Source organism: Gordonia sp. 852002-10350_SCH5691597 (assembly GCF_001665715.1).
Taxonomy (GTDB): domain Bacteria; phylum Actinomycetota; class Actinomycetes; order Mycobacteriales; family Mycobacteriaceae; genus Gordonia; species Gordonia sputi.
This window is the reverse complement of record NZ_LZMO01000294.1, coordinates 1-23,021: the sequence shown is the minus strand read 5'-3', so window position 1 is coordinate 23,021 and position 23,021 is coordinate 1. Positions and strand designations below refer to the sequence as shown.

Below are 23,021 nucleotides of genomic sequence, written 5' to 3'. Positions count from 1 at the left end.
GGGTGTTTCTGGGGTGTTTTGTGGGTTTGGGGGGCTTGGGGCGTGGTCGCCTCGCGCCGCCCCCCCCCCCCACCCACGGCTCTGAGTGCGCTCAGCTACCCCGCTTGATCCACTCCTCGAGATGTGGCGCCTCGGCACCGACCGTCGTGCCGTCTCCGTGTCCCGTGTAGACCTTGGTCTCCGGGTCGAGCACGAAGATCTTTTCCTTGATGGACTCGATGATCTTCGGGAAGCTCGAGAACGACCGTCCTGTCGCTCCCGGTCCGCCCTGGAACAGCGTGTCGCCACTGAACAACACACCGAGCTCCGGCGCGTAGATCACCGACGAGCCCGGCGAATGTCCCGGCGTGTTGATGACCTTCAACGACGTTCCCGCGACGTCGATTTCCTGCCCGTCGTCGAGGTTGCCGGGCGTCACGTCGGGGTGCGTTTCCTTCCACAGCATGGTGTCGCCGGGGTGCAGCAGGATGGGCGCGCCGGTCTCCTTCGACAACTCCGGAGCCACGGTGATGTGGTCGTTGTGGCCGTGGGTCAGCACGATCGCCTTGACGGTCCGGTCGCCGACAGCGTCGAGGATCGGCTTTGCGCTGTGCGCGGCGTCGATGATGACGACCTCACTGTCGTCGCCGACGATCCAGACGTTGTTGTCGACGTCCCACGTCCCACCGTCGAGCGAGAAGGTGCCGGACGTGACGACGTTGTCGATACTCGCGTTGCTCATGACTTCAGCTCTACCACCGAGCGAAGTACCTTGCCGCCCTTCATTGCCTCGAAGGCGGCTTCGACGTCACCGAGTCCGACGCGCTCGGTGACGAACTTGTCGAGCGGGAGTCGACCCTGCTCGTAGAGGTCGATGAGCATCGGGAAGTCGCGCTCGGGCAGGCAATCGCCGTACCACGACGACTTGAGCGACCCGCCGCGCGAGAAGAAGTCGACGAGCAGCATCTCGAGTTTCATCTCGGGCGTCGGAACGCCCACCAGCACAACGGTTCCGGCGAGGTCGCGGGCGTAGAAGGCTTCCTTCCACGTCTCCGGTCGTCCGACGGCGTCGACGACGACGTCAACCCCGTTGCCGTCGGTCAGGTCCTGGACGGCGGTCACGACGTCGTCGACCTCTGCGCCGTTGATGGTGTGGGTTGCGCCGAGTTCGGTCGCCCACTGCAGTTTTGCCGGATCGCGGTCGATCGCGATGATCTTGGTGGCACCGGCCAGTCGCGCACCGGCGATCGCGGCATCGCCGACGCCACCGCAACCGATGACGGCGACGGAGTCTCCGCGACCGACGTTGCCGGTGTTCATCGCAGCACCGAGGCCAGCCATCACGCCGCAGCCGAGCAGTCCGGCCACCGCGGGATCGGTCTCGGGATTGACCTTGGTGCACTGCCCTTCGTGGACGAGCGTCTTCTCGATGAACGCGCCGATACCCAGCGCAGCCGTCAGCTCGGTCCCGTCGGTGAGCGTCATCGACTTCGACGCATTGTGGGTGTCGAAGCAGTACCAGGGCTTCCCGCGCTTGCACGCCCGACACTCACCACACACCGCACGCCAGTTCAGGACGACGAAATCGCCGACCTCGACGTGAGTGGCATCCGAACCGATCGCCTCGACGACACCCGCGGCCTCATGGCCGAGGAGGAACGGATACTCGTCGTTGATGCCGCCCTCTTTGTAGGCCAGATCCGTATGGCAGACACCGCACGCCTGGATGTCGACGACGACGTCGTTGGGCCCGGGGTCGGGCACCACCACGTCGACGAGTTCCGTTGGCGCGCCCTTGCTACGCGAGATGACTCCCTTGACCGTCTGCGACATTCCGCTTTCAACCTCTCGATGGTGAGAACCTTGTACTCAACACAGTCTTGTGGCATGGCACGAGACATGCATCCATCCGAATGGATGGTTCTACCTGGTCGAAAGTACAGTGCCCTCTGCGGGCCGCGCTGACCGAGCGCCCCCACCGCCGATCGAGCGCCTACCGTCGCTGATCGAGCGCCCCCACCGCTGATCGAGCGCCCCCGTCGCTGATCGAGCTTGTCGAGATCACCCCACCCGCCGATCGAGCGCCCCCGTCGCTGATCGAGCTTGTCGAGATCACCCCGCCGTGATCCCCGCGCCCGCGGCGAGCAGGCCGGCTTCGCCGCGGTTGGACACCTGCAGCTTCTGCAGAATCGCCGCGACGTGGAACTTGATGGTGCTCTCACTCACCCCGAGCTCCGCCGCGATGGCCTTGTTCCGCCGACCGAGCGCGAGATGCCCGAGCACCTCGAGTTCACGCGGATTCAACGACGCGAGCAGATCCTTCTCGGGACGAGAGACATTCGCTTCCAACGGAATTCGAGCGCACACCCGACTCCCCCACCCGGCAAGCGACTCGACGTCCAGCGTCCCATCAACCGCACGCAACCGTCCTGCGAGCTGTCGCGATAACGCGTCGCCGTCGAGTTCACCGCGACCCCGATCACGCACGTCGACGACCAGATCGTCACCACTGATTTCCCACGCCACCCGCAGCCGTTCGACGGCCGGTTGTGCGGCGACGGCAACGGCGACCGCGCGCACGATGGCTCTCGCTGCGTGCGCGATCTCGCCCGACAGCGTCGCGTCGACCCCCGGCTCCACAAACTCGACGTCGGCGTCGAGGTCACGTAGCACCGGTTCGAGTTCGGCCCGGAGCCGTCGAAAGGCAACGCCGATCGGTTCGGTCGCAAGCGCGCGATCGCTGTCACCGACCGACCGCAACGCAATCAATGCGGCCGACGCCGTCTCCGCCGCGACCGTGCGCGCGACGGCGTCGTCGAGGTCGCGGGATCGCAGCGTCCCGAGAATCGACGACAGCGTGTCCTCGTGTGTTTCGGTCAGTTGGGTGATCGTCCGAGCCCGTTCGGTCGACGCCGCGCGCGACTCGGCCAGGTAGTCGGGGCTCGCCTGGGCGACCTGCTGCCGAATCGACGTCGCCACCAGTGCGAACCATGCGGTCAGCAGTTCGTCGACACTCTCCGTCTGCGACTTTGCCGACTTGGGTACCAGCACCAACAACGTGTCGGTGGCATCGCGGACCACGAGCGCCTTTCGCCGCGATCCGCCGACGACCACCTGCCCGCGCAGAGTGCCGCCTCGCTCAACCGACTCCTTGATCGCGTCGAGTTCCGCGATGGTCACGCGCTCGACGATCGCCGGGGCACCGGCCACCTTGCGCGGGCGGCCGGTGCACTCACGGGTGTAGATGATCAGCGCGTCGTGCGGATGCGCCGACGCCAGGAACTTAGAGAAGCGTTCGGCGATCTGCGGCAACGGACCATCCACCACGGCGGCGAACTGCTGCCACCGGCTTGCCGACAGCGTCGTCGTCACCTCGCCCGAACGTTCGGACAGTCCTTCGCTCGTCACTTCACCATTGTCACCCGTTGCTGATGATCACCTTCAGTGCGTGCTCGTCGGCGGCGTTGGAGAAGGTGTCGTAAGCGCGATCGAACTCGTCGAAGGTGAAGTGATGGGTCACGAACTTCTCGGGCGCGATCTTGCCCTGTTCGATCTCCGTGAGCAGTTCGGGAGCTGTCGTTGCGTTGACCAGGCCGGTCGTCAGGGTCAGGTTGTTGATCCAATCCCGGTCGATCGGGAATTCGACAGGCTTCCCGTGCACACCGACGTTCGCGAGATGCCCGCCGGGACGTAGACAGTCGAGCGACGTACGGAACGCAGGGCCCAGGCCGACCGCCTCGATCGCGACGTCGACACCGAGCCCACCGCGACTCAGTTCCTTGATCTGTTCGACGGTGTTTCCTCCCGCAAGAATGTCGATGGTGTCGGTCGCACCGAAGTCCAGTGAACGCTCGAGACGGAACTTGTTGCCGTCCACCGCGATAACCTTCGACGCCCCGCGCGAGCGGGCGGTCATCACCGACGCGAGACCCACCGGTCCCGCACCGATCACGGCTACCACGTCGCCTTCCTTCACGGCCCCGTAGAGCACACCGATCTCGAAACCGGTCGGGAGAATGTCACTGAGCATCACGCCCTGCTCGGCCGTGACGCCCGCCGGTAGCGGGATGAGTCCGTTGTCGGCGAACGGAACACGCACGAACTCCGCCTGCGTGCCGTCGATGAGATGCCCGAAGATCCACCCGATTCCGCCGACCGTCTGACAGTGCGACGTCATCCCTTGCTTGCAGTATTCGCAGTAGCCACACTTGGTGACGCACGAAATGATGACGCGGTCACCGACTTTGACACGGGTGCACTCCGGTCCCACTTCGGTGACGACCCCGACGCCCTCGTGCCCGAGGACGCGCCCGTTGGTCACCGCCGGTACGTCGCCGGAGAGAATGTGTAGATCGGTGCCGCAGATGGTCGTCTTCTCGACGCGGACGATCGCATCGGTCGGGTCCTTCAGAACAGGATCTGGAACGTCCTCCCACGCCTTGCTTCCCGGACCGTGATAGACAAGCGCTTTCATACCTGGCCTCCTTTGGGCCGCACGACGGTGCGGCGTGTCCCCCGGATTCCCCACCCCAGTATGCGATGAACCGCATGAATGGTGGTTGGCTTCGCGAGGGCGATCTCATGTTGAGACGAACAACCTTGGCCTAGATCTGACAAGTGCGCGACGCCGCGGGTTCGGGCGCCTCTAGGTGCCGGCAACAGTGGGTCTGAAAGGATGTAGCCGACATGGGCGACTTCGGACCGGATCTTCCAACCTCACGCATGAGTGCGAACGCGATCCGCCACACCGTCCTTGAGGGAACACAACATTTCTCCAGGTCCTGGTTGCGGGAGAACGTGATTCACGTACTTCCGCGAGAAGAGATCACAGAGCTTCCCTCATCAGACGAGTTGCGTTTTCTGGCAAAGCTTTCCGACGAGCTCATCTGCATCACCACCGCAGACATCGGCGAGCAGAGTCAGTACCAGGCAGTTCAGATTCCGGTCGCCCAGGTGAGCGACTGGTTCTGGGATCACGCTTCCTTCGACGTCTTGATCGCAACCCCGGACCTCCACGCGCTACTACTCATCACGGTGGACGAGTACGCGCTGCTCGCCGGATCGCGACAAGCGTTGGCAACTGCGATCACCCCACAGTCTCTGGACGCGGCACACGCGCAATTCGATGAATACGCAGCGGACATGGCGAGCGCCTCGCGACATCTGAGGGACGTCGCCCAACGCTACGGAAGGCCCGAGAGAGGGCAGAAGTGACCGACCGCATGACGAACACGCCACACGCAGAATTTTCGACGCAGTACGCAGCAGACGTCGAGGCCTTGATCCACGAGTGCCGGGACGACTGGGTCGGATTCTCGGCGATCACCTCCACGGCCGCGTCGTACGTCCGCGACTTCACGGTCACCGAACCCATCAAGTCACTCAGCCTCAGAATCATCTCCGACATGCTCGACGCGGGAGTCGAAGCAGGCGACCTGACGAACGCCACCGAGCGGGGGTTCGCTCCCTGGCCGCTTCACAAGCGGGCGGTCCTGCAGAAGATCTCCGACGAGTTCGACCACTACCCACACGGACCCGTATCCGGCGAGATCTGCTGGTTCACGAGTGACTGACCACAACGCCACTGACACAGCGGGTAGCGACTCCACCTACGCATCCGAGCTTCACTACCTCGTCAAGTACGCAGAAGCGGATTGGGTCGGCTTCTCCCCCATCGTCGGCGCCGCCGCATCGCTGACCAAGCACAATTACAGTCGCGAGAAGCTGAACGCGACGATCCTGCAGTTGGTGTCAGACCTCCTCGACAACGGCGCGTCAGCCGGCGACCTGACCGCCTCAGAGACCACGCCCTTCGCACCGTGGCAACTCTCACGAGATGAAGTCCTGCAACACATTCGACGCGAAATCGACGAGCTACCGGACTTCCCCGTCTCGGGAGAGATCTGCTTCTTCACCGTCGTCGAAGCCCGCCGCGAGGCCTAGCAACAGGTCAGAGCCGGGCGTCACGCGCTGCCGATAGCGCTCAGCAACTCCGCCTTGGTCATCGACGAGTAACCCTTGATGCCCTTGGCCTTCGCCTGCTCGCGCAACTCCTTGACCGTCGGCGACTTCGCTCCCGTCGACTTCGCCGCCTGCGTGGTACCAGTCGGCTTGGCCTTGGGTGCCGCAGTTTTCGGTGTCGACGTCTTGGGTTCCGCAGATTTCGATGCCGACGTCTTGGGTGCCGCTGTCTTCGGTGCCGCTGTCTTAGGCGCCGCCGAAGTCGACTCGGCGGGCTTCGCACTCGCCGGAGGCTTCGGCTTCGAGGCCGACGCGCTCGGTGTGGGTTTCGGTGCGACGACGGCCCGCGGCGCGTCAGACGACTCGACCTTCTTGTCGTCGGATTCACCAGAGATCGCGCCTATGCGCTTCAAGAGTTCTCGACGCAGTGCGTCGGTTTCGCTCGCAGCTTTTCCGAGTTGCTTCTCTGCCAGCTTCCGCACATCGTCGAGGCTCTGTTGGAGTTCGCCGATCTGCTTCTGCAGACGCTTGATCGCCTTCTTCTCGCCCATGCCTTCTGCCCTTCGTCGCCGTAGCTTGCAGGACCCCCGTACCCGAGGGTAGGCACTCCCCTGCTGCTAGAGGCGGATTTTCGCCGACCTTGTCGTGTCGCGATGGAGCATGTCGTCGTGTACCCGCTCGGCGCGTAGCGTTGAAAGCGCCACAACCCGACCGATTCAATCCGACGAGGAGGCACCCATGCCAGAGCGCGATCCGGGCCCGTCCATCAAAGATGACGAGCTCTACGAGAAGCTTCGCGACGAGGGAAACTCCAAGGAGAAGTCCGCGCGTATAGCCAATGCCGCTGCCGCGCAAGGCCGTTCGAAGATCGGCGAGAAGGGTGGCGAGTCCGGATCATATGAAGACTGGACCGTCGACGAACTGCGCTCGCGGGCAAAGGAACTCGGGCTTCACAACTACTCGGACCTGAAGAAGGACGACCTGATCGACAAACTGCGCGAGCACTGACGATATCGGGGTCAGCGCACGAGCGCGATGGGGAAGTGTTCCCACGCACGCAACGTGTTGTTGTGGTGGCGACGGGGGACGCCGACGACGTCGAGTCGACGGAATCTGCGCACCAGGGCCGCGACTACCGCCTCGGCTTCCAGCCGTGCGACGTGCTGTCCGACGCACTGGTGGATACCCATGCCGAAACCGACGTGCCCCGACGGGTCGCGCGTCAGGTCGAAGGTGTCGGGATTCCGCCACCGGCGCGGATCCCGGTTGGCCGAGCCGAGGTACATCAGGATCTTCTTGCCGTCCGGCACCAGGTGATCGCCGACCATCACAGGATGTGTCGCGGTGCGGAAGAACGTCTGCACCGGCGACTCGAGGCGCACTGCCTCGTCGAACGCGCTACGCGCCAGAGACGGGTTGCGGCGCAACATTTCCCATTGGTCGGGATGGGTGGCGAAGCTCGCGAGCACTGCCCCGATACCTAGCACGGTGGTGTCGACGCCCGCCGACAAGAGCGAGCGCACGATGGTCGGCGCCTGCTCGACGGTGATGTCGCCGCGGTCTGCTGCCGCCCAGATCTGACCGCCAAAAGTAGGCTCACCGCCGTACACCGTAGCCGCGAGTGACTCCCGGGCGCACTGTTCGTTCACCCATGCCGAGACCTCCCCAATGCGCGGAAGCCCTTTCTGCACAAGTTCATTCGACGGTCCGAATGCGTTGAACAGATGGTCGCCGTAGGGAAGCAAGTTCTCGCGGCCGTCGGCGCCGATGCCCACCGCATCCGGGAAGATCCGCAGCGGAAATCTTTGTGCGATATCGGTGATCGCGTCGAGCTCGCCGTCCGGGAGGGATTCGACGAAGTCCTCGGCGTCGGCGAACCAGTGCTCGCGTAGGCGACGCAGGGCCCGCGGATTGAGGATCGACGACAGCACAGCTCGTGGTGCGTCATGGACGGGAGGATCGGTCTCCAAGAGCAGACTCGGCGGGCGCCAAGGCTTTTCGAAGCGGAAGTTGCTGAGTCCCACCCCGGCACCGGACTGGAATGACTGCCAGTCGGTGAGCGCTGCATGCACTTCCTCGTAACGGCCCATCGCGTAGACGTCGTATCGCTTGAGGTGAACCAACGGTCCCGCGTCACGGAGCGCCGCGTGGAACTCGCCGGGGTCTTCGAGAATCTCCGAACCGAACGGGTCGGCATCCGTTTCTGGAAGGCCGGAGCCGACATCTGGTGCATGCGTTTCGGGGTGTGTCAGGGTCATCGGACTGCCTTTTCTTGTGTGGTGGCCGAAGCACTCATGGCGCGGAACTTCGGGTCGAATCAGAGGTCGAGGACGAGCTGGTCCGAACGCGAGCTGGACACGCACACGAACATGCAGGAGTTGGCTGCCCGCTCAGCGTCGGTCAGGAGCGAATCGCGGTGGTCGGGAATACCGTCGAGGACGTCGGCTTCGCAGGTGCCGCAGATGCCTTGACGGCATGACGAGAGCATCGGGATGCCGGCGGCGTTGATCGCCTCGAGTACCGACTGGTCTGGTGCGACGGTGATGGTCCTTTCGCTGCGGGCGAGGCGCACGTCGAAGTTGCAGTTGCGGGCGGGCGCAGCCAACTCGGCTGCTACGAACCGCTCGATACGCAGTCGGCCTGGACGGTGTCGATTGGCGGCCGCTCCCACGGCGTCGAGCAGTGGCGCGGGGCCGCAACAGTAGATGGTGGTGTCTGTTGGAGTCGCCGCCAGTGCTTCGTCGAGATCGAGCAGGCCATGCTGGTCCTGGGGCCGAACCGACACGCGCGAGTCGGTGGCGAGTTCGTCGGCGAAGGCCATCGACGACCACGTTCTACCGCCGTAGAGCATCGACCAGTCACTACCGAGGAGGTCGGCCTGGCTGATCATCGGCAGAATTGGCGTGATTCCGATTCCGCCTGCGATGAACAGGTAGTGCGACGACGGTACGAGTGCGAAGTTGTTTCTCGGTCCACCGATCGGCAGCACATCGCCCACCTCCAGGCAGTCGTGAATGTATGCCGAGCCACCTCGACCCTGCGGCTCCCGGAGTACGGCGATCCGGAAGCAGAACGGGTTCCAGCGGTCGCCGCAAAGCGAGTACTGCCGGACCATTTCGCCCGGAAGGACGACGTCGATGTGCGATCCGGGCGCCCAGTCGGGCAGCCTGAACCCGTCGGGGTGTGCGAGCGTGATCGCGCACACGCCGTCGGCGATCATCTGCTTGTCGACGACCTTCAACGTCAGGCCGTCCGCAGCGGCCGATGGGACGAGGCGCGGTACGTCGGATTCCCGACCCGCGGCATCCGAGGGTGCAGTTGCTGTGGTCATGGTCACACACAGTGGCTGCATGTACGGCACAGCACAACGTCACTTCCATTGAATGGAAGTGGGCCGGGGTGCGACTGTGTCGTTCCGGTCAGACCTCGGGTGGCGCAGGAACGATCGGTCGGCCGAGCTCGCGACGGATTCCGTGTGCGGCCGCTTGGAGTGCGGGGATGTGAGCCATCGGATTGTCGGTGCACGGCACGATCACCGACAGTGCCGCGGCCACTTTGCCCGCGCTGTTCTTCAACGGGACCGCAATCCCGAGCGCGTCGTCGTGGATAAACCCGGGACACACGGCGACGCCGGTGCGACGGATCTCTGCGAGTACAGCGCGCAGATTTTCCGGGTCCGTGATCGTCTGGGCGGTGTACGACGTCAACGGACGTCGAAATATCTGGTCCTGCAGTGCGGGCGAGGCGTTGGCGAGCAGAACCAGGCCCGACGACGAGGCGTGCAGAGGCAACCGGCCGGCGATTCGGGTGACGTTGATGACCGCCCCCGGATTCGACAGTCGCTCAATGAAGAGCACTTCGTCGTCCTCGAGAACCCCGAGCTGGACGTGATGACCAACCACCGCGTGGAGATCCTCGAGAAATGGCATGGCGGCATCGCGGAGGTCGTGAGTCGGCGACGCGCGGGACGCGAGTTCCCACAATCGCACTCCGATTCGAACCCGGCGATTGTGGTCGCGGCGCAATAGTCCGTGTGCCACCAACTCGTCGACGAGTCGCGAAGCCGTCGATAGCGGGAGGTCGGCTTGTTCGGCGATGACAGTGAGTGGGATCGCCACGTTGTCCGGGTCGAAGACTTCGAGTATGCGTACGGCACGCGTGAGGACCGACTCGCCGGCGGTGGATCTCGCCATGCAGCGACGGTGACAGTTTCCGACGACTGGTGCCACCGATTTCGTTGTCTTGCGCTCTGCTTTCTCACTCAGTGAAAAGCTCTGCTAGGTTCTGTGACTCAGCTCTCCCTATGGTTCTCCCAGAAGGGAGGTCACAGATGACCAACTACGCCAGCACGACGCGGACGCGGGTCGCCATCGTCGGCGGCGGCCGGCCTCGCGCTCTCACATCTGCTCTCGGTGGCAGGAATCGACAGCGTCGTCATCGACAACCGGACCCACCACGAGATCGAAACCACCCATCGCGCAGGCATTCTCGAGCGCGACAGCGTTCGACTACTACTCGATTCGGGTGTGTCCGACAGGGTCCTGCGCGACGGTCAAGAGCATCAGGGCATCGACCTCCGCTTCGGCGGCGTCAGTCACCGCATCGATTTCCAGAAGCTCGTCGGGGCGTCGTGCTGGCTCTACCCGCAGACCGACGTCTTCCTCGACCTCCACGCAGCACGCATCCGCGATGGTGGCGACCTGCGTTACGGCATCTCCGACGCGGCCGTCACCGACCACCGCGAGGCACCCCGCGTCACCTACACCGACGTCAACGGCGCACGTCAAGAGATCGCGGCCGAACTCGTCGTCGGAGCCGACGGCTCGCGCAGCATCTGCCGCGATCTCGTCGACGATCCGCAGCGCTACTTCCGGGAGTACCCGTTCGCGTGGTTCGGCATTCTGGCCGAGGCACCGCCGAGCGCACCCGAACTCATCTACACCCGATCACCGCACGGCTTCGCGCTCATCAGCCAACGCACCCCGACCGTGCAGCGCATGTACTTCCAATGCGACCCCACCGAGAACCCGGCCGACTGGTCCGACGACCGCATCTGGGCAGAACTGCAGCGGCGCCTTGCGGGCAGCGACGGCTTCGCGCTCAAGGAGGGGCCGATCATCCAGAAGAGCGTGTTGCCCTTCCGTAGCTTCGTGCAGTCACCGATGCGCGACGGCAATCTGCTCCTCGCAGGCGACGCTGCCCACACCGTGCCGCCCACCGGTGCCAAGGGACTCAACCTCGCTCTCGCCGATGTCCGCGTCCTCGCCGACGTCATCGAACGAACGCTCCTCAAGAACGACGACGCCGCACTCGACTCCTACACGGCGCGCGCTTTGGAACGTGTCTGGAAGGCACAACACTTTTCGTACTGGATGACGACGATGCTCCACCGCATCCCCGACGCCACAGACTTCGATGAGCTCCGACAGCTCGGTGAGCTCACCACCCTGGTCTCGTCCGAGGCCGGATCCACCTATCTCGCAGAAGGTTACACAGGATGGCCACACCACTGATCCCGCGTCAGGCGCAGGCAGCGCCCGACGTCGACGCAGCTCCACCCGTCATCTCGTCCGACGCCGCGGCAGGGACACAAGCCCAGATCAATGCCGAAATCGGCTCGCTCGCAGCCGAATACCGACGTGAACGTGCCGCCGGAGCCCCTGAAGAACTCAGGCCCCGACTCGACTACGCCCCCTACCGCTCGAGCATCCTGCGGCATCCGACCAAGGACCCGCACCACGCCGACCCCGAGGGAATCGAACTGTGGGCGCCCGCATTCGGGCAGCGCGACGTCGACCCCCTCGAAGCCGATCTGACCATCCAGGCCAACGGAGATCCCGTCGGCGAGCGACTCGTCGTCACCGGGCGCGTGCTCGACGCCGACGGCCGTCCGGTGCGCAACCAGCTGGTGGAGATCTGGCAGGCCAACGCCGCCGGGCGCTACATCCACAAGCGCGACCAGCATCACGCACCCATCGATCCCAACTTCACCGGTGTCGGCCGCTGCCTCACCGACAACGAGGGCAACTACCACTTCACCACCATCAAGCCCGGGCCGTACCCGTGGAAGAACCACCACAACGCGTGGCGACCTGCGCACATCCACTTCTCGCTGTTCGGAACCGATTTCACGCAGCGACTGGTCACCCAGATGTACTTCCCCGGCGACCCGCTGTTCGACCTCGACCCGATCTATCAGTCGATCGTCGACCCCGCCGCACGCGCACGACTCGTCGCCACCTACGACCACGACCTGACCCAGCACGAATGGTGCACCGGATACCGCTGGGACATCGTGCTCACCGGCAGCGCACGCACCCCGATGGAGGAAGCAGAATGAGCCTCGCCCCCACGCCCGGCCAAACGGTCGGACCGTTCTTCCACTACGCGCTGCCCTACCCGGGCGACAACGAACTCGTTCCGTCAGGTCATCCCAGTCGAATTCGTCTGCACGGCACAGTGTTCGACGGCAACGGCATGCCGATTCCCGACGCCCTGATCGAGATCCGCCAGGCCGACACCGACGGCAGCATCCCGACCGCCCCCGGCTCTCTGCGGCGCGACGGCTTCACCTTCACCGGCTGGGGTCGCGCGAAAACCGATCGGGTGGGCCACTATTCGTTCAGCACCGTCACACCGGGCGCGACGCGTCCCGGCGAGGCGCCCTTCTTCGCGGTCTGCGTCTTTGCTCGCGGCCTGCTCGACCGCCTGCTCACCCGCGCCTACGTACCTGGCCACCAAAATCTCGACGACGACGCCGTGCTCTCCGGTGTCGATGCAGGTCGTCGGGCGACACTGATCGCAGTCCCCGACGACACCGGATACCGCTTCGACATTCACCTACAGGGCGATTCGGAGACGGTGTTCCTGCAACACTGGAAGTCGTGAGCGATCTGTTGTGGCCCGGTGACCACCGGGCAGGCGACCTATTCACCGACGCCGCCATCCGCGACGCCATGCTGCGCGTGGAGGCGGCGTGGTCTCTCGCCCTCGTCGAACACGGGGTGGCGCCTGCCGACGCTGCGGTCTCCGGCGATCAATTGATCTCTGCTGCAGCAGATCTCGATCTACAGGAGCTCTCGGTCGACGCCGAGGCCGGAGGCAACCCGGTCATCCCGCTCGTCTCGGCGCTCCGCACGGGCCTGAGTCCCACAGCTGCGAGGTGGCTCCACCGCGGCATGACGAGCCAAGACGTCGTCGACGCCGCGCTTGTCCTCGAATCACGACGCGCGGTCACTCGCATCACTGCCGAGTTACTTACTCAGATCGATGTGCTCAGCGACCTCGCCGACACACACCGCGAGACCCCGCAGATCGCTCGGACGCTAACCCAGCAGGCAGTGCCGTCGACCTTTGGGATGAAGGTTGCACACTGGCTCGACGGCGTACTCGACGCGTACGACGAAACCTCGGGACTACAGTTCCCCGCCCAGTTCGGTGGTGCTGCGGGCACGTTGTCGGCTCTCGTCGAACTTTCTGCTACACAACAGAATCCGCAAGAAACTGCGCTGGCGGTGACACAGAGCGCCGCACGCTCTCTCGATCTCGACGCAGCATCGCCATGGCACATCGTACGTACTCCGTTCACCCGCTTCGCGGCTGCGGCAACCACCGCGACGTCGTCGTGGGGTCACATCGCCAACGACGTTCTCACGCTGAGCCGCTCGGAGATCGGTGAGGTCACCGAGGGTGCAGCCGGTCGGTCGTCGACGATGCCACACAAGGCCAATCCCGTACTGTCGGTGCTGATTCGACGCGCCGCACTGACCGCTCCCGCACTGGCGTCGACGTTGCAGCTCGCGTCGGCCGACGCCGTGGACGAGCGCACACCCGGCGGCTGGCACGCGGAATGGGCAACCCTGCGAACATTACTGCGACGTAGCGTAGTAGCGGCATCGCAGACCACGGACCTGGTGAGCAGTCTCAATGTTCACGCGGACGTGATGGCGTTCAACCTGTCGGCCGCCGGGACTTCGGTGTTGTCGGAGCAACGATCTATGGCCGAGCTCGCCGGCCATGAACCGAGTGGTCACAATCTCGGCGTCGCACCACTTCTCGTCGACGCGACGCTGCGCAGAGCACAAGAGCTGACCCTAACCCCACTAGCAGAGAGGACCCGATGACCACCTACGACGACGGAATGGTTGTACGACGCGAGGTGCTCGGCGACGCCCACGTAGACCGCGCGACCGCTGCCGCAACCGATCTGACGCGTGAGTTCCAGGAGCTCATCACCGAATACGCGTGGGGCACCATCTGGACGCGCCCCGGCCTCGACCGCCGCAGCCGCTCGATGATCACGCTGACCGCGCTCATCGCCCGCGGACACCACGAAGAACTCGCGATGCACCTGCGCGCCGCCCGCCGCAACGGACTGAGCCTCGACGAGATCAAGGAGGTCATCATGCAGTCGGCGATCTATTGCGGCGTGCCCGACGCCAATACGGCCTTCCGCATCGCGCAGCAGACGTTCGCAGAAGAGGGCTAGCTCAACGCCGCTGGTCGAGCCAAACCCCGCTGGTCGAGCTTGCCCCGCTGGTCGAGCCCTACCCCGCTGGTCGAGCTTGTCGAGACCACTACGCGCTGTCGGCGACCCCCGCGCGCTCGGGCGGAACCGGCCCCGGGGCGCCGAGCTGCCGTCCGATGCCCCGCGCCGCGACCTGCAGCGCAGCAAGAAGCCGCGGGCGGTTTCCGCGAAGGGTCCCGACCACCACGCCCAGCGCCGCGACCACCCCGTCAGGTCCCCACACCGGTACCGCGATCGAACACGCGCCCGCGGTCATCTCCTCCGCCGTCGTCGCGTAGCCCTCGTCGCGCACACGCTGCAGCTGCTGCTCCAAGAGCTGCGGGCTGATCAGCGTCCGCGGTGTAACCCGCGTCAACGAAGCCATCACCTCATCACGAATGTCCTTGGGCGCGTACGCAAGTAGTACCTTGCCCACCCCGGTCGGCGGCATCGGTAGCCGACTACCCACCTTGCTCACGACCGGCACCGACTCGTTCCCGGAGATCCGATCGACGTACAGCACCGACGTTCCCTCGCGCACCGCGATATGCACCGTCGCCTTTGTCGCGGCGTACAGGTCGTAGACGTACGGTTCGGCGATCTCGCGCACGCCGGTCTGGATCGGAGCCAGCAGCCCGAGATCCCACACCCGCCTGCCGATGACATACCGACCGTCGGGACGCCGAACCAGCGCGCCCCACCGTTCCAACTCACCGACGAGCCGGTGCGCCGTGGGAACCGCGAGATCGGCTCGCTGCGCCATCTCGCTGAGCGTCAGCGCGCGATGCGCCTCGTCGAATGTGCTCAGTAGAGCCAGGGTTCGCGCAGCAACCGATGCTCCGGGAACCGACGTGTTTCCGGCCATCGCTACGGAAGTAGCCCTGATCGTCGAGCAATGACAACGGCTTCCAGCCGACTCGACGCGCCGAGTTTGCGCAATACGTCTTTCATGTATCCCTTGGCGGTCTGCACCCCGATATTCAGCTCCTCGGCAATTCTCGCATTGGTGTAGCCGAGTGCAGCGAGGGTGACCACATCCTGTTCGCGACGTGTCAGGGTGAGTGTCGTCGGTTCGTCCGACTCGCCGTCGAGCAGGAGCTCGGAGATGCGTGCGATCTGATCTGCAACGGCGTCGTCGTCGACGTCTCTTGCCAGAGTGCGGAGCTGCGCGTAGGCCTCGGTGATCCGATCTCGAAGTCCATCGCCTACAGCGGCGTCGGCGGCGACCGCCGCGCGCGAGGCGACGATCTGCTGTTCGAGTTCACGCGCCTCGACAGCCAATGCGTCCAACGTCCGATCGCCGATGGCTTCGTCGGTCCGCAGAGCCCCGTAGATCACCGCGACAGGCCTGCGTTCGACGATGACCGGGGCGGCCGCCATCGCACGCAGGCCCTCGGCCGCGATGATCGCGTTGTACCGATGGGTGATCCGCGGGGTACGCAGATAATCGTCGACGACCATCGGGCGATTGAGCGCGATGACCTTGCCGCCGAGTCCGTGCCCGGCATCAACGGCAACGCCGTTCAACGCACCGTAGGTGTCGCCGACGAAATGTCGGAGACGCAGACCGCGCGAGCCGTGCACCACACCACCGAACGCCAACGACACACCCGTGCCGCGACGCAGACGACGCAACGCATCGGTGACCGGCGCTGTCAACGACTCGGCCATGTCACCACCTACCTCCTGACCCCTCTTCGGGGGGTTCTGCCCATGCGACGTCGCATTCGAGAATCACTCCTCGAATGTGATTCAGCTTACTCTGGCAGTGAAGGTGTGGATATGACACAGACGTCCTTGGCCGGCGACCGCGCGCGACGCGAGTCGATTCAGGCGCAGTTGACCCCGGCTGTCACCGCCGACCTCGACGCCTGGCTGGAGCTGTTCGGCTCACCCGACGCCAACGCAGCGTCGCTGCTGGTCGACCGTCACGACCCCGAATCCGTCGCGTTCACCACGGTCTCGCTGCGGGATTCTGCGACCTCCCCGCAGCCCCCGCTGATCGAGCAACTCCCGCTGATCGAGCTTGTCGAGATCACCTACGGCCAGCTCGCAGCGGAGTCCCGACGCCTCGCCACCGCGCTCGCCGGTATGGGTGTCGAGCGCGGCGACCGTGTCGGAGTGCTCATGGGCAAGCGCACCGAGCTCGTCGTCTCGCTGCTGGCACTCGCCCGACTCGGGGCCGTCTACATTCCTCTGTTCACCGCTTTCGCTACGCCCGCGATCGAAATGCGACTGCGGGCGGGCGGCGCCTCCATCGTGATCACCGAGCCGAGCCAAGCGTCGAAGCTCGACGACATCGACGGCCTCACGACGATCGTCGCGGGCGAGCAGTTCGACGCCCTCATCGCCGACAACGATCCCCTCGACCACTCCGTCTCGGTCGGCGGTGACGGCACGCTGATCCTGCTGTTCACCAGCGGTACGACAGGTGCGCCCAAGGGCGTGCCCGTTCCGCTGCGCGCGTTGGCGTCGTTCTCCTGCTACATGCGCTACGGACTCGACGTCTCCGACACCGACGTCTTCTGGAACGCCGCCGACCCCGGCTGGGCCTACGGCCTGTACTACGGCATCCTCGGCCCGATGGCGATCGGGCGGCCAAATGTGTTGCTGCAAGCGGGTTTCACCCCTGAGGTCACCGCCACGGTGCTCACCGAACTCGGCGTCACGAACTTCGCGGCCGCACCCACGGTGTACCGCTCATTGAGCAAGAACCCTGCGATCAACGGCTTCTCGCTTCGCCGAGCATCGTCGGCGGGCGAACCGCTGACCCCCGATGTGATCATTTGGGCGAGAACAGCTCTGGGCACCGAGGTCCGCGACCACTACGGCCAGACCGAGCACGGAATGTTCATCAACAACCACTGGGCCGACGACCTGCGTCGACCACTCATCCCCGGCTCGATGGGACAGCCGATGCCCGGATTCGCCGCAGGAATCGTCGACGACGCCGGCGCACCGGTCAGCGAACCCAACGTCACTGGTCAGATCGCGATCGACGTCCCCGCCAGCACCGGCTACTGGTTCTCCGGATACCTCGACGCCCCGGAGAAGACCGCATCCCGCTACACCGAGGACGGCCGTTGGTATCTCACCGGCGACACGGGACACCTCGACGCCGAGGGCAACTTCTTCTTCAGCTCCCGCGACGACGACGTCATCATCATGGCCGGGTATCGCATCGGCCCGTTCGACGTCGAGAGCGTCCTGATCACCCACCCGTCGGTCATCGACGTCGCGGTTGTCGGCCGGCCCGACGACCTGCGCGGCGAGGTACTCGAGGCGTTCGTCGTGCTCGCCGACGGCGTGAGCGGCGACGACACGCTGGAGACCGAGCTGCAGCAACTGGTCAAGACCGGCTTCGCCGCGCATGCCTACCCGCGCACGGTGCACTTCGTCGACGCGCTGCCCAAGACGCCGAGCGGAAAGATCCAGCGGTTCGTCCTGCGTCAGCGCTGACAGGCCGCCGCCCCCCCGCTGGTCGAGCGGGCGCGAGCGCAGCGAGCACCCGAGTCGAGACCACCAGCGCCGAGGCCACCCCCGACGAGACCACCCCGCCAGACGCTGTCTCACCCCACCAGTGCGCGCACCGACGCCGGGACCGCGGCGGGGTCGCCGGTGTAAGTGATCGGGTCGTCGAACACTGTGCGCACGGGTACCACGCCGGTCCATGCGTCGGTGTCGGCGCCGGGGCCGCCAGTCCGCGCCTTGGCAATCCACTCGCCGTCGACGATCGGCAGTCGCAACGCGGTCGTCGCTGCGAGTTCTTTACGTGTGGTCGTTGGTGTTTCGGCCACGCGACCGGGAATCAGCTTGTCGCTCAGCGCATCCAATACTTCGGCTGGAAGCTCAGCGTTGCGTGCCACACCACGCACCACCGCCGACCGATAGTTGGCGGAATGGTCGAACAGCGTCTCGGCCACCACGATTCCGTCGAGCAGAAACACACTGAACGCGACCGGAGCACCCGACGCCACCTGTCGCAGTGCGCCTGCGCCGGTGGAGCCGTGCAGGATGATGTCGTCGCCGACACGTGCGAACAACATCGGCACCGACCAGGGCCACCCGTCAACGACGGTCGAGAGCGTTCCGACCTGCGCGGTGTCGAGAATGTCGTCGAGCAATGCGCGATCGCCTTGACGCTCGGGTTTGCGGGTCAACGTCGTCAACGCATCGGGCTGGGTGTCAGGGGCTGTAGACATACCGACCATCGTTCGCGACGACCGCCGTCGGCGCCACTCGTTTACGAGGTACCCACCGTCGCTATCGAGTTCGACGCTTCTTCCGCAGTGACGTGGTCTGGTCGGTGTAGTCCGAACATGTGAGTTCTTGGTCCGAACGGGTGAATTCACGATCAAACAGTTGCCCTGCGATTCAGACATTTCGATACTGAGGCCTGTCTGACATCGGTCGCGGGAACCGGTGATGCGCGCTTCCACGTCTGCACACCAGGAGAGTATCCATTGTCTTACCCCCCTTCCGGAACCTTCGGCGCTCCGGCGATGCCACCCACCGGGCCGTTCCAACCGATGCGGGACCAACAGAAGCGGCGCAATCGCACCATTGCTCTGGTCGCGATCGTCGTGGTGTTCGCGTTGGTTCTGGCCACTGTTCTCGTTCTTGTGTTGCGAGGCAAGGACGGTGGCCTTCGCATACCCAGCCTCAGCCTCCTGACGTCCGGTGAGGCGGGCCCAGATCCGTTCGGGCCCAACGTCGCACTGACCAACAAGGAGCTGCCGAGCAATATCAAACTCGCGCGGGGCTCGGGCGCTCCAGACAATGGCGCTCGCGTGGTCTCCGGCACTCAGCCCGGCCTGTACGCGGGTGGCGATTCGACCTGCGACACAGCAGCCCTCGGAAACTACCTGTCCAACAACCCGAGCCAAGCCCGTGCCTGGGCCAGCGTCTTCGGCATCGACACCGCCTCGATCCCCTATTACCTCAACACGCTCACCCCGGTCGTGTTGACCGCCGACACGTGGGTGACCAATCACTCGTACCAGGGTGGCAGCGCCTACGCGTTCCAGTCGGTATTGCAATCCGGCACAGCGGTTCTCGTCGACGGCGCGGGTGTTCCGCGTGTGCGATGCGCGTGCGGCAATCCGCTTGCACCGCCGGCGTCGACACCCCTCGGCGGCTACCGCCTGAGTGGACACCCCTGGCACGACTACCACTCGCATGAGGTGACTCGGATCGCCTACAACAACCAGAACGTCACCGTCATCAACAACACGACGACCGTGATCAATCAGGCGCCGCAGAACACCGCAACCCCAGCGGCGGCAGTACTCACGCTGCTCAACCTGGCCAATGGACAGCAATTCGAACGTCCGGTCGGCGGAATCATCGACATGAGTGGTCTTCCGCCGCTTGCGACCGCCTTGCCGACTCCTGCCGCGTTGAACACTCCGTTCGTCGCGAAGTCCGACGAGGCGGCAGCCGAAAACGGGCTGGCGCGGGCCGGCAGCACCGAAGCCGCCGCAGAAGTTGCCCAGCGTGCGGAGTCGAATGGTGGTGTGCCGGAAGGTGCACCCGACTCTTCTGCCGCATCGGAGCAACAGCAGAACGTTGCAGCGTCGGAGACTCCCGGCGCATCCGCGGCGGAGTCGGCATCGTCTGAATCGTCGAGTGCCAGCTCACCGAGCAGCGCCGCACCGAGCCCGACGCAGTTCTCCGGAACAGGAGATGCCATCGGCAGCTTTACGTTCCGCGTCGATGATCGCAGCGTGAGCTGCCAGGCACCGAGCTCGGCGTCAACCGGCACGATCGACCTCACCTGCAGCGACAACGTCGCACGCACGGTGTCCTCCTCGGCGCTGGAGAAGCCGTCGGTCACCTCGTCGACCGACTCGACGACGCAGGTCTGGAAGCTCGGCCTGACCGAGAACTCATCGTCATCGGTGTCGGTCGACGTCGAATCGGCGACCTGGCGCACAGTCGAAACGTCGAGCACCACCACGACGACGACAACGACGATCGAGACGACCACTCCGGAAACGACAACGGAGACAACCACTCCGGAGACGACGACGGAGACGACGACGGAAACCACAACTCCGGAAGAAACGACGACAACAACCACGACGACGACGGAAGTTCCTACGAGCTGACACACCGCACGGAGAGATCCCCTTCGGAGGCAACCCGCTTCCGAAGGGGATTCTTCTTTGCGACGGGGCCGAGGACCGATGTCAGGTGGTCGGGGGCGACCACGACCGATCATCCACAGCCTGACAATTCCGACACACAGACCACCTGTTGGCATGGTTAACTGTCTTGGCGCTTGCGCGACAGACTGCTGCGAGGGGGTAAGGACATGACTGATTTCTTCACCATGCCCGGTGGGGTTGTGAACCTGCAGTCCGAGGACGGCATCGCAAACCTCGGGGGCACGGAACGCAGCTCCATGGCGTACGTCCAACCACCCAGCAACACCAAGGACGACGGCGGCACGGTCCGGTTCAACACCATCGACTGGGAGCGACGCGCCAAGGTCGCGGCCGATGCGCGGACACAGATCGACATAGCGCTTGAATCCCTAAAGGAAGTGGCGTCGACGAATCACTTCGGTGACCTCGTGGAGGGCATCGAAGTGCACGCCCGGCTTCGGGCGTTGATCGCAACGTGGCAAGGTTCCCTGCGCCAGCAGGGAATCCAATTGCTGGCACTTGAGACTCAGTGCAGATCGGCAAGCGATCGCCTAACTGAGGGTGATTCGTCGAGCGCCAAAGGGTTCTCAACATAGATGCGCATAATCTTCGGTTCCGCAATGTGGAAGATGTCCACCGCTGTCTCGTTAGCTCTCAGTCTTGGAGCGTGCACCCCAGTCGTAGGAATCCCCCAAGCCGAGAGCCCCTCCTCAATCGGGTTGACAACGCCCAGCTCTGGGAGCGCCGTCCGGCAAACCGATGCGAATGGCCATCCTCTGCCCTTCACTAATGTCTTTCCTCGCAGGTGGAGCAACGGCAATGACGGCACAGCGTACGAGCCCTGTACCGCAGCTAGTTCCGAGATTCTGTCTGCGAATGACCTGGATCCGGCATCAGTTAGAGACGCTGCTATCGCCGACCATCAGACCGCGAGAGGGTGCCGATGGTCGGTCCTCGGACAGAGCTCAGCGTATATTTCGCAGATCGTAGGAAACCAACCCGCGCTTGAGGCTTACAAGCTCCAGCAAGATGAGATGGTCCATTGGCTGCCTAATACTTCTATTGGTGGCCGAACGGCCGCAGTGGGCAGCTCGCCGTTAGCCACCGACTGTACGACATTTGTTGAATCGGGTGAGGCAATCGTCGCAACGAGAGCATCTGTAAACATAAGTCCCCCACCCATCTCCGAAATCTGCGACAAGGCGATCGCTTTCACCCGCGCGACCATCGACCAGATACCCGAGTAGCCCTCGGCGTCGACTATCCGCCGCTCAACCATGGCACTGCGCCCAACAGATACACCCGTAGCTGACACCCGCGAGCGATACTTTCGGTGTATCCGTCAGAAACACGTGTTACTACGGCGAGTCCCGTAAGAAACACGTGTTTCTTACGGGACGACGCTCCGCGCCGTCAGCCGACGGCAGACTCCACGCGCTCGGAGCCCTCGGACGAGCCGACACCAGCCGGTGAGGCAGCCCTCTTAAATCGCAGGTTCTCGAAGTCCGCGACGTCAGCGCCCAGGGCCTTGCGGTCCTTGTAGAAGCTCATCGACATCTTCCACGGCTCCTCAGCACCCTGGCGCGGCAGTTGGTCCTCGACACGCTTGATGTAGCCGGCTCCGAAGTCCAGCGCAGGGCGAGTCTCCATGTTCGGGTCCACTACAGGCGCTACCTCGCGGTACCCACGCGCATCCATGTACGCCATGAGCCTGCACCAGTACTCGCCGATCAGACCGATCTTCAACGTCCACGACGAGTTCGTATACCCAACGGCGAGTGCGAGATTCGGAACACCACTCAGCATCATGCCGCGGTAGATGACGTGGTCACGCAGCACCACGGGCTCGCCGTCGAGCGACAATTCCATCCCACCGAAAAGTCGTACGTTCAAACCCGTTGCGGTCACGACGATGTCGGCTTCGAGTTCGGTACCGCTTTCGAGCAGGAGGCCTTTCTCGGTGAACGACTTGATTCGGTCGGTGACCACCGACGCCTTGCCCGAGCGAATCGTCTTGAACAGGTCGGCATCCGGGACCGCACACAACCGCTGATCCCACGGGTTGTACGGCGGATTGAAGTGCGTGTCGACGTCGTATCCGTCGGGCAGCAGAACCTGGTTAACCTTGCGGATCACCTTGCGCGACGTCTTCGGAAACCGTTGTGCCGCTTCGTACAACACACGCTGCTGCAGAATATTCTTCCACCGCGCAACGGCATAGCCGCGCTCGTCGCCGAGGATGCGTCGCGCCACGTTGGCAAACGGGTCGTGCTTGGGCAGCGGGAGGATGTAGGTGGGCGTGCGCTGGAGCATCGTGATGTGCTCGGTCTCGTTCGCCATCGCGGGGAGGAGCGTGACAGCCGTTGCGCCACTTCCGATCACGACGACTTTCTTGCCCTTGTAGTCGAGATCTTCCGGCCAGTGCT

Annotated in this window: 25 protein-coding genes; 13 read left to right on the top strand and 12 right to left on the bottom strand. The window is 64.4% G+C overall.

The window, feature by feature from the left end; all coding sequences use genetic code 11:
- Positions 1-91: 91 nt before the first annotated feature.
- From A5777_RS22245 to A5777_RS22230, 4 genes are all read right to left on the bottom strand, one after another.
- Positions 92-721 (bottom strand): MBL fold metallo-hydrolase, encoded by a 630-nt coding sequence (locus A5777_RS22245; protein ID WP_049699089.1) that lies wholly within the window; start codon positions 719-721, stop codon positions 92-94.
- Positions 718-1,812, bottom strand: a complete 1,095-nt coding sequence (locus A5777_RS22240; protein WP_064864665.1) for an S-(hydroxymethyl)mycothiol dehydrogenase — start codon at positions 1,810-1,812, stop codon at positions 718-720. The genes A5777_RS22245 and A5777_RS22240 overlap by 4 nt, the downstream gene beginning before the upstream one ends.
- A gap of 279 nt (positions 1,813-2,091) precedes the next feature.
- Positions 2,092-3,387 carry a helix-turn-helix transcriptional regulator gene (locus A5777_RS22235; protein ID WP_231895169.1) on the bottom strand — a complete coding sequence of 432 codons (1,296 nt, stop codon included), beginning with the start codon at positions 3,385-3,387 and terminating at the stop codon, positions 2,092-2,094.
- 10 nt (positions 3,388-3,397) lie between these two features.
- Positions 3,398-4,453, bottom strand: coding sequence for an alcohol dehydrogenase catalytic domain-containing protein (locus A5777_RS22230; protein WP_064864663.1), 1,056 nt, complete (start codon positions 4,451-4,453; stop codon positions 3,398-3,400).
- Between the two features lie 248 nt (positions 4,454-4,701).
- On the opposite strand from A5777_RS22230, the gene A5777_RS22225 reads away from it, so the two are divergent.
- The 3 genes from A5777_RS22225 to A5777_RS22215 are packed head-to-tail and all read left to right on the top strand — an operon-like array spanning position 4,702 to position 5,922.
- Positions 4,702-5,193 carry a hypothetical protein gene (locus A5777_RS22225; protein ID WP_049699094.1) on the top strand — a complete coding sequence of 164 codons (492 nt, stop codon included), beginning with the start codon at positions 4,702-4,704 and terminating at the stop codon, positions 5,191-5,193.
- Positions 5,194-5,201: 8 nt separating this feature from the next.
- Positions 5,202-5,552, top strand: coding sequence for a hypothetical protein (locus tag A5777_RS22220; RefSeq protein WP_152930073.1), 351 nt, complete (start codon positions 5,202-5,204; stop codon positions 5,550-5,552).
- Entirely contained in the window at positions 5,545-5,922 is a 378-nt protein-coding gene (locus A5777_RS22215) for a hypothetical protein (protein ID WP_049699096.1), read from the top strand. Before A5777_RS22220 ends, A5777_RS22215 begins: the two co-directional genes overlap by 8 nt.
- A gap of 20 nt (positions 5,923-5,942) precedes the next feature.
- Here A5777_RS22215 and A5777_RS22210 read toward each other — a convergent pair whose 3' ends face one another.
- Positions 5,943-6,491 (bottom strand): Rho termination factor N-terminal domain-containing protein, encoded by a 549-nt coding sequence (locus A5777_RS22210; protein WP_064864659.1) that lies wholly within the window; start codon positions 6,489-6,491, stop codon positions 5,943-5,945.
- Between the two features lie 187 nt (positions 6,492-6,678).
- Here A5777_RS22210 and A5777_RS22205 point away from each other — a divergent pair, with 187 nt between their 5' ends.
- Positions 6,679-6,948, top strand: a complete 270-nt coding sequence (locus A5777_RS22205; RefSeq protein ID WP_049699098.1) for a DUF7218 family protein — start codon at positions 6,679-6,681, stop codon at positions 6,946-6,948.
- An 11-nt stretch (positions 6,949-6,959) separates the two neighbouring features.
- On the opposite strand, the gene A5777_RS22200 is transcribed toward A5777_RS22205, so the two are convergent.
- The 3 genes from A5777_RS22200 to A5777_RS22190 all read right to left on the bottom strand — a co-directional run bounded on the left by A5777_RS22200 (position 6,960) and on the right by A5777_RS22190 (position 10,133).
- Positions 6,960-8,198, bottom strand: coding sequence for a cytochrome P450 (locus A5777_RS22200; protein ID WP_064864657.1), 1,239 nt, complete (start codon positions 8,196-8,198; stop codon positions 6,960-6,962).
- Between the two features lie 59 nt (positions 8,199-8,257).
- Positions 8,258-9,271, bottom strand: coding sequence for a PDR/VanB family oxidoreductase (locus A5777_RS22195; RefSeq protein WP_049699421.1), 1,014 nt, complete (start codon positions 9,269-9,271; stop codon positions 8,258-8,260).
- Positions 9,272-9,359: 88 nt separating this feature from the next.
- Positions 9,360-10,133, bottom strand: coding sequence for an IclR family transcriptional regulator (locus A5777_RS22190; RefSeq protein WP_064864655.1), 774 nt, complete (start codon positions 10,131-10,133; stop codon positions 9,360-9,362).
- Between the two features lie 219 nt (positions 10,134-10,352).
- Between A5777_RS22190 and A5777_RS22185 the strand changes: the two genes are divergently transcribed.
- Genes A5777_RS22185 through pcaC form a run of 5 tightly spaced genes read left to right on the top strand, consistent with a single transcriptional unit; the run spans position 10,353 to position 14,428 of the window.
- Positions 10,353-11,453 (top strand): 4-hydroxybenzoate 3-monooxygenase, encoded by a 1,101-nt coding sequence (locus A5777_RS22185; RefSeq protein ID WP_442903067.1) that lies wholly within the window; start codon positions 10,353-10,355, stop codon positions 11,451-11,453.
- Positions 11,438-12,280: a protocatechuate 3,4-dioxygenase subunit beta gene (gene pcaH / locus A5777_RS22180; RefSeq protein WP_197502445.1), complete on the top strand. Its 843-nt coding sequence runs from the start codon at positions 11,438-11,440 to the stop codon at positions 12,278-12,280. The genes A5777_RS22185 and pcaH overlap by 16 nt, the downstream gene beginning before the upstream one ends.
- Positions 12,277-12,828, top strand: coding sequence for a protocatechuate 3,4-dioxygenase subunit alpha (pcaG, locus tag A5777_RS22175; protein ID WP_064864653.1), 552 nt, complete (start codon positions 12,277-12,279; stop codon positions 12,826-12,828). Before pcaH ends, pcaG begins: the two co-directional genes overlap by 4 nt.
- Positions 12,825-14,063 carry a lyase family protein gene (locus A5777_RS22170; protein ID WP_064864651.1) on the top strand — a complete coding sequence of 413 codons (1,239 nt, stop codon included), beginning with the start codon at positions 12,825-12,827 and terminating at the stop codon, positions 14,061-14,063. Before pcaG ends, A5777_RS22170 begins: the two co-directional genes overlap by 4 nt.
- Positions 14,060-14,428 (top strand): 4-carboxymuconolactone decarboxylase, encoded by a 369-nt coding sequence (gene pcaC / locus A5777_RS22165; RefSeq protein WP_064864649.1) that lies wholly within the window; start codon positions 14,060-14,062, stop codon positions 14,426-14,428. Before A5777_RS22170 ends, pcaC begins: the two co-directional genes overlap by 4 nt.
- An 88-nt stretch (positions 14,429-14,516) precedes the next feature.
- Here pcaC and A5777_RS22160 read toward each other — a convergent pair whose 3' ends face one another.
- Positions 14,517-15,311, bottom strand: a complete 795-nt coding sequence (locus tag A5777_RS22160; protein ID WP_064864647.1) for an IclR family transcriptional regulator — start codon at positions 15,309-15,311, stop codon at positions 14,517-14,519.
- 2 nt (positions 15,312-15,313) lie between these two features.
- Entirely contained in the window at positions 15,314-16,117 is an 804-nt protein-coding gene (locus A5777_RS22155) for a LuxR C-terminal-related transcriptional regulator (protein ID WP_064864645.1), read from the bottom strand.
- A 111-nt stretch (positions 16,118-16,228) separates the two neighbouring features.
- On the opposite strand from A5777_RS22155, the gene A5777_RS22150 reads away from it, so the two are divergent.
- A complete protein-coding gene (locus tag A5777_RS22150) occupies positions 16,229-17,905 on the top strand; it encodes an AMP-binding protein (RefSeq protein WP_197502444.1) in 1,677 nt (558 codons plus the stop codon).
- Between the two features lie 110 nt (positions 17,906-18,015).
- Here A5777_RS22150 and A5777_RS22145 read toward each other — a convergent pair whose 3' ends face one another.
- Positions 18,016-18,648, bottom strand: a complete 633-nt coding sequence (locus A5777_RS22145) for a pyridoxamine 5'-phosphate oxidase family protein (protein ID WP_442903066.1) — start codon at positions 18,646-18,648, stop codon at positions 18,016-18,018.
- A gap of 261 nt (positions 18,649-18,909) precedes the next feature.
- Between A5777_RS22145 and A5777_RS22140 the strand changes: the two genes are divergently transcribed.
- The 3 genes from A5777_RS22140 (at position 18,910) to A5777_RS25870 (ending at position 21,842) form a co-directional block, all read left to right on the top strand.
- On the top strand, positions 18,910-20,556 hold the full coding sequence (locus A5777_RS22140; RefSeq protein WP_064864641.1) for a DUF6777 domain-containing protein: 1,647 nt from the start codon (positions 18,910-18,912) through the stop codon (positions 20,554-20,556).
- Between the two features lie 206 nt (positions 20,557-20,762).
- The gene (locus tag A5777_RS22135) at positions 20,763-21,191 is read left to right on the top strand and encodes a hypothetical protein (RefSeq protein WP_064864639.1); all 429 of its coding nucleotides are present in this window, start codon (positions 20,763-20,765) and stop codon (positions 21,189-21,191) included.
- Positions 21,192-21,842: a DUF3558 family protein gene (locus tag A5777_RS25870; protein ID WP_082933802.1), complete on the top strand. Its 651-nt coding sequence runs from the start codon at positions 21,192-21,194 to the stop codon at positions 21,840-21,842. It abuts the gene before it with no gap.
- Between the two features lie 166 nt (positions 21,843-22,008).
- Here A5777_RS25870 and A5777_RS22130 read toward each other — a convergent pair.
- The coding region (locus tag A5777_RS22130) for a flavin-containing monooxygenase (protein WP_064864637.1) at positions 22,009-23,021 on the bottom strand (1,013 nt) is incomplete at its 5' end.

Excerpts from the sequence above, each read along its gene's own strand:
- A5777_RS22245 (WP_049699089.1), bottom strand. The coding sequence starts at position 721 with ATGAGCAACGCGAGTATCGACAACGTCGTCACGTCCGGCACCTTCTCG.
- A5777_RS22240 (WP_064864665.1), bottom strand. The coding sequence starts at position 1,812 with ATGTCGCAGACGGTCAAGGGAGTCATCTCGCGTAGCAAGGGCGCGCCA.
- A5777_RS22230 (WP_064864663.1), bottom strand. The coding sequence starts at position 4,453 with ATGAAAGCGCTTGTCTATCACGGTCCGGGAAGCAAGGCGTGGGAGGAC.
- A5777_RS22225 (WP_049699094.1), top strand. The coding sequence starts at position 4,702 with ATGAGTGCGAACGCGATCCGCCACACCGTCCTTGAGGGAACACAACAT.
- A5777_RS22220 (WP_152930073.1), top strand. The coding sequence starts at position 5,202 with ATGACGAACACGCCACACGCAGAATTTTCGACGCAGTACGCAGCAGAC.
- A5777_RS22210 (WP_064864659.1), bottom strand. The coding sequence starts at position 6,491 with ATGGGCGAGAAGAAGGCGATCAAGCGTCTGCAGAAGCAGATCGGCGAA.
- A5777_RS22205 (WP_049699098.1), top strand. The coding sequence starts at position 6,679 with ATGCCAGAGCGCGATCCGGGCCCGTCCATCAAAGATGACGAGCTCTAC.
- A5777_RS22200 (WP_064864657.1), bottom strand. The coding sequence starts at position 8,198 with ATGACCCTGACACACCCCGAAACGCATGCACCAGATGTCGGCTCCGGC.
- A5777_RS22195 (WP_049699421.1), bottom strand. The coding sequence starts at position 9,271 with ATGACCACAGCAACTGCACCCTCGGATGCCGCGGGTCGGGAATCCGAC.
- A5777_RS22190 (WP_064864655.1), bottom strand. The coding sequence starts at position 10,133 with ATGGCGAGATCCACCGCCGGCGAGTCGGTCCTCACGCGTGCCGTACGC.
- pcaH (WP_197502445.1), top strand. The coding sequence starts at position 11,438 with ATGGCCACACCACTGATCCCGCGTCAGGCGCAGGCAGCGCCCGACGTC.
- pcaG (WP_064864653.1), top strand. The coding sequence starts at position 12,277 with ATGAGCCTCGCCCCCACGCCCGGCCAAACGGTCGGACCGTTCTTCCAC.
- pcaC (WP_064864649.1), top strand. The coding sequence starts at position 14,060 with ATGACCACCTACGACGACGGAATGGTTGTACGACGCGAGGTGCTCGGC.
- A5777_RS22160 (WP_064864647.1), bottom strand. The coding sequence starts at position 15,311 with ATGGCCGGAAACACGTCGGTTCCCGGAGCATCGGTTGCTGCGCGAACC.
- A5777_RS22155 (WP_064864645.1), bottom strand. The coding sequence starts at position 16,117 with ATGGCCGAGTCGTTGACAGCGCCGGTCACCGATGCGTTGCGTCGTCTG.
- A5777_RS22150 (WP_197502444.1), top strand. The coding sequence starts at position 16,229 with ATGACACAGACGTCCTTGGCCGGCGACCGCGCGCGACGCGAGTCGATT.
- A5777_RS22145 (WP_442903066.1), bottom strand. The coding sequence starts at position 18,648 with ATGTCTACAGCCCCTGACACCCAGCCCGATGCGTTGACGACGTTGACC.
- A5777_RS22135 (WP_064864639.1), top strand. The coding sequence starts at position 20,763 with ATGACTGATTTCTTCACCATGCCCGGTGGGGTTGTGAACCTGCAGTCC.
- A5777_RS25870 (WP_082933802.1), top strand. The coding sequence starts at position 21,192 with ATGCGCATAATCTTCGGTTCCGCAATGTGGAAGATGTCCACCGCTGTC.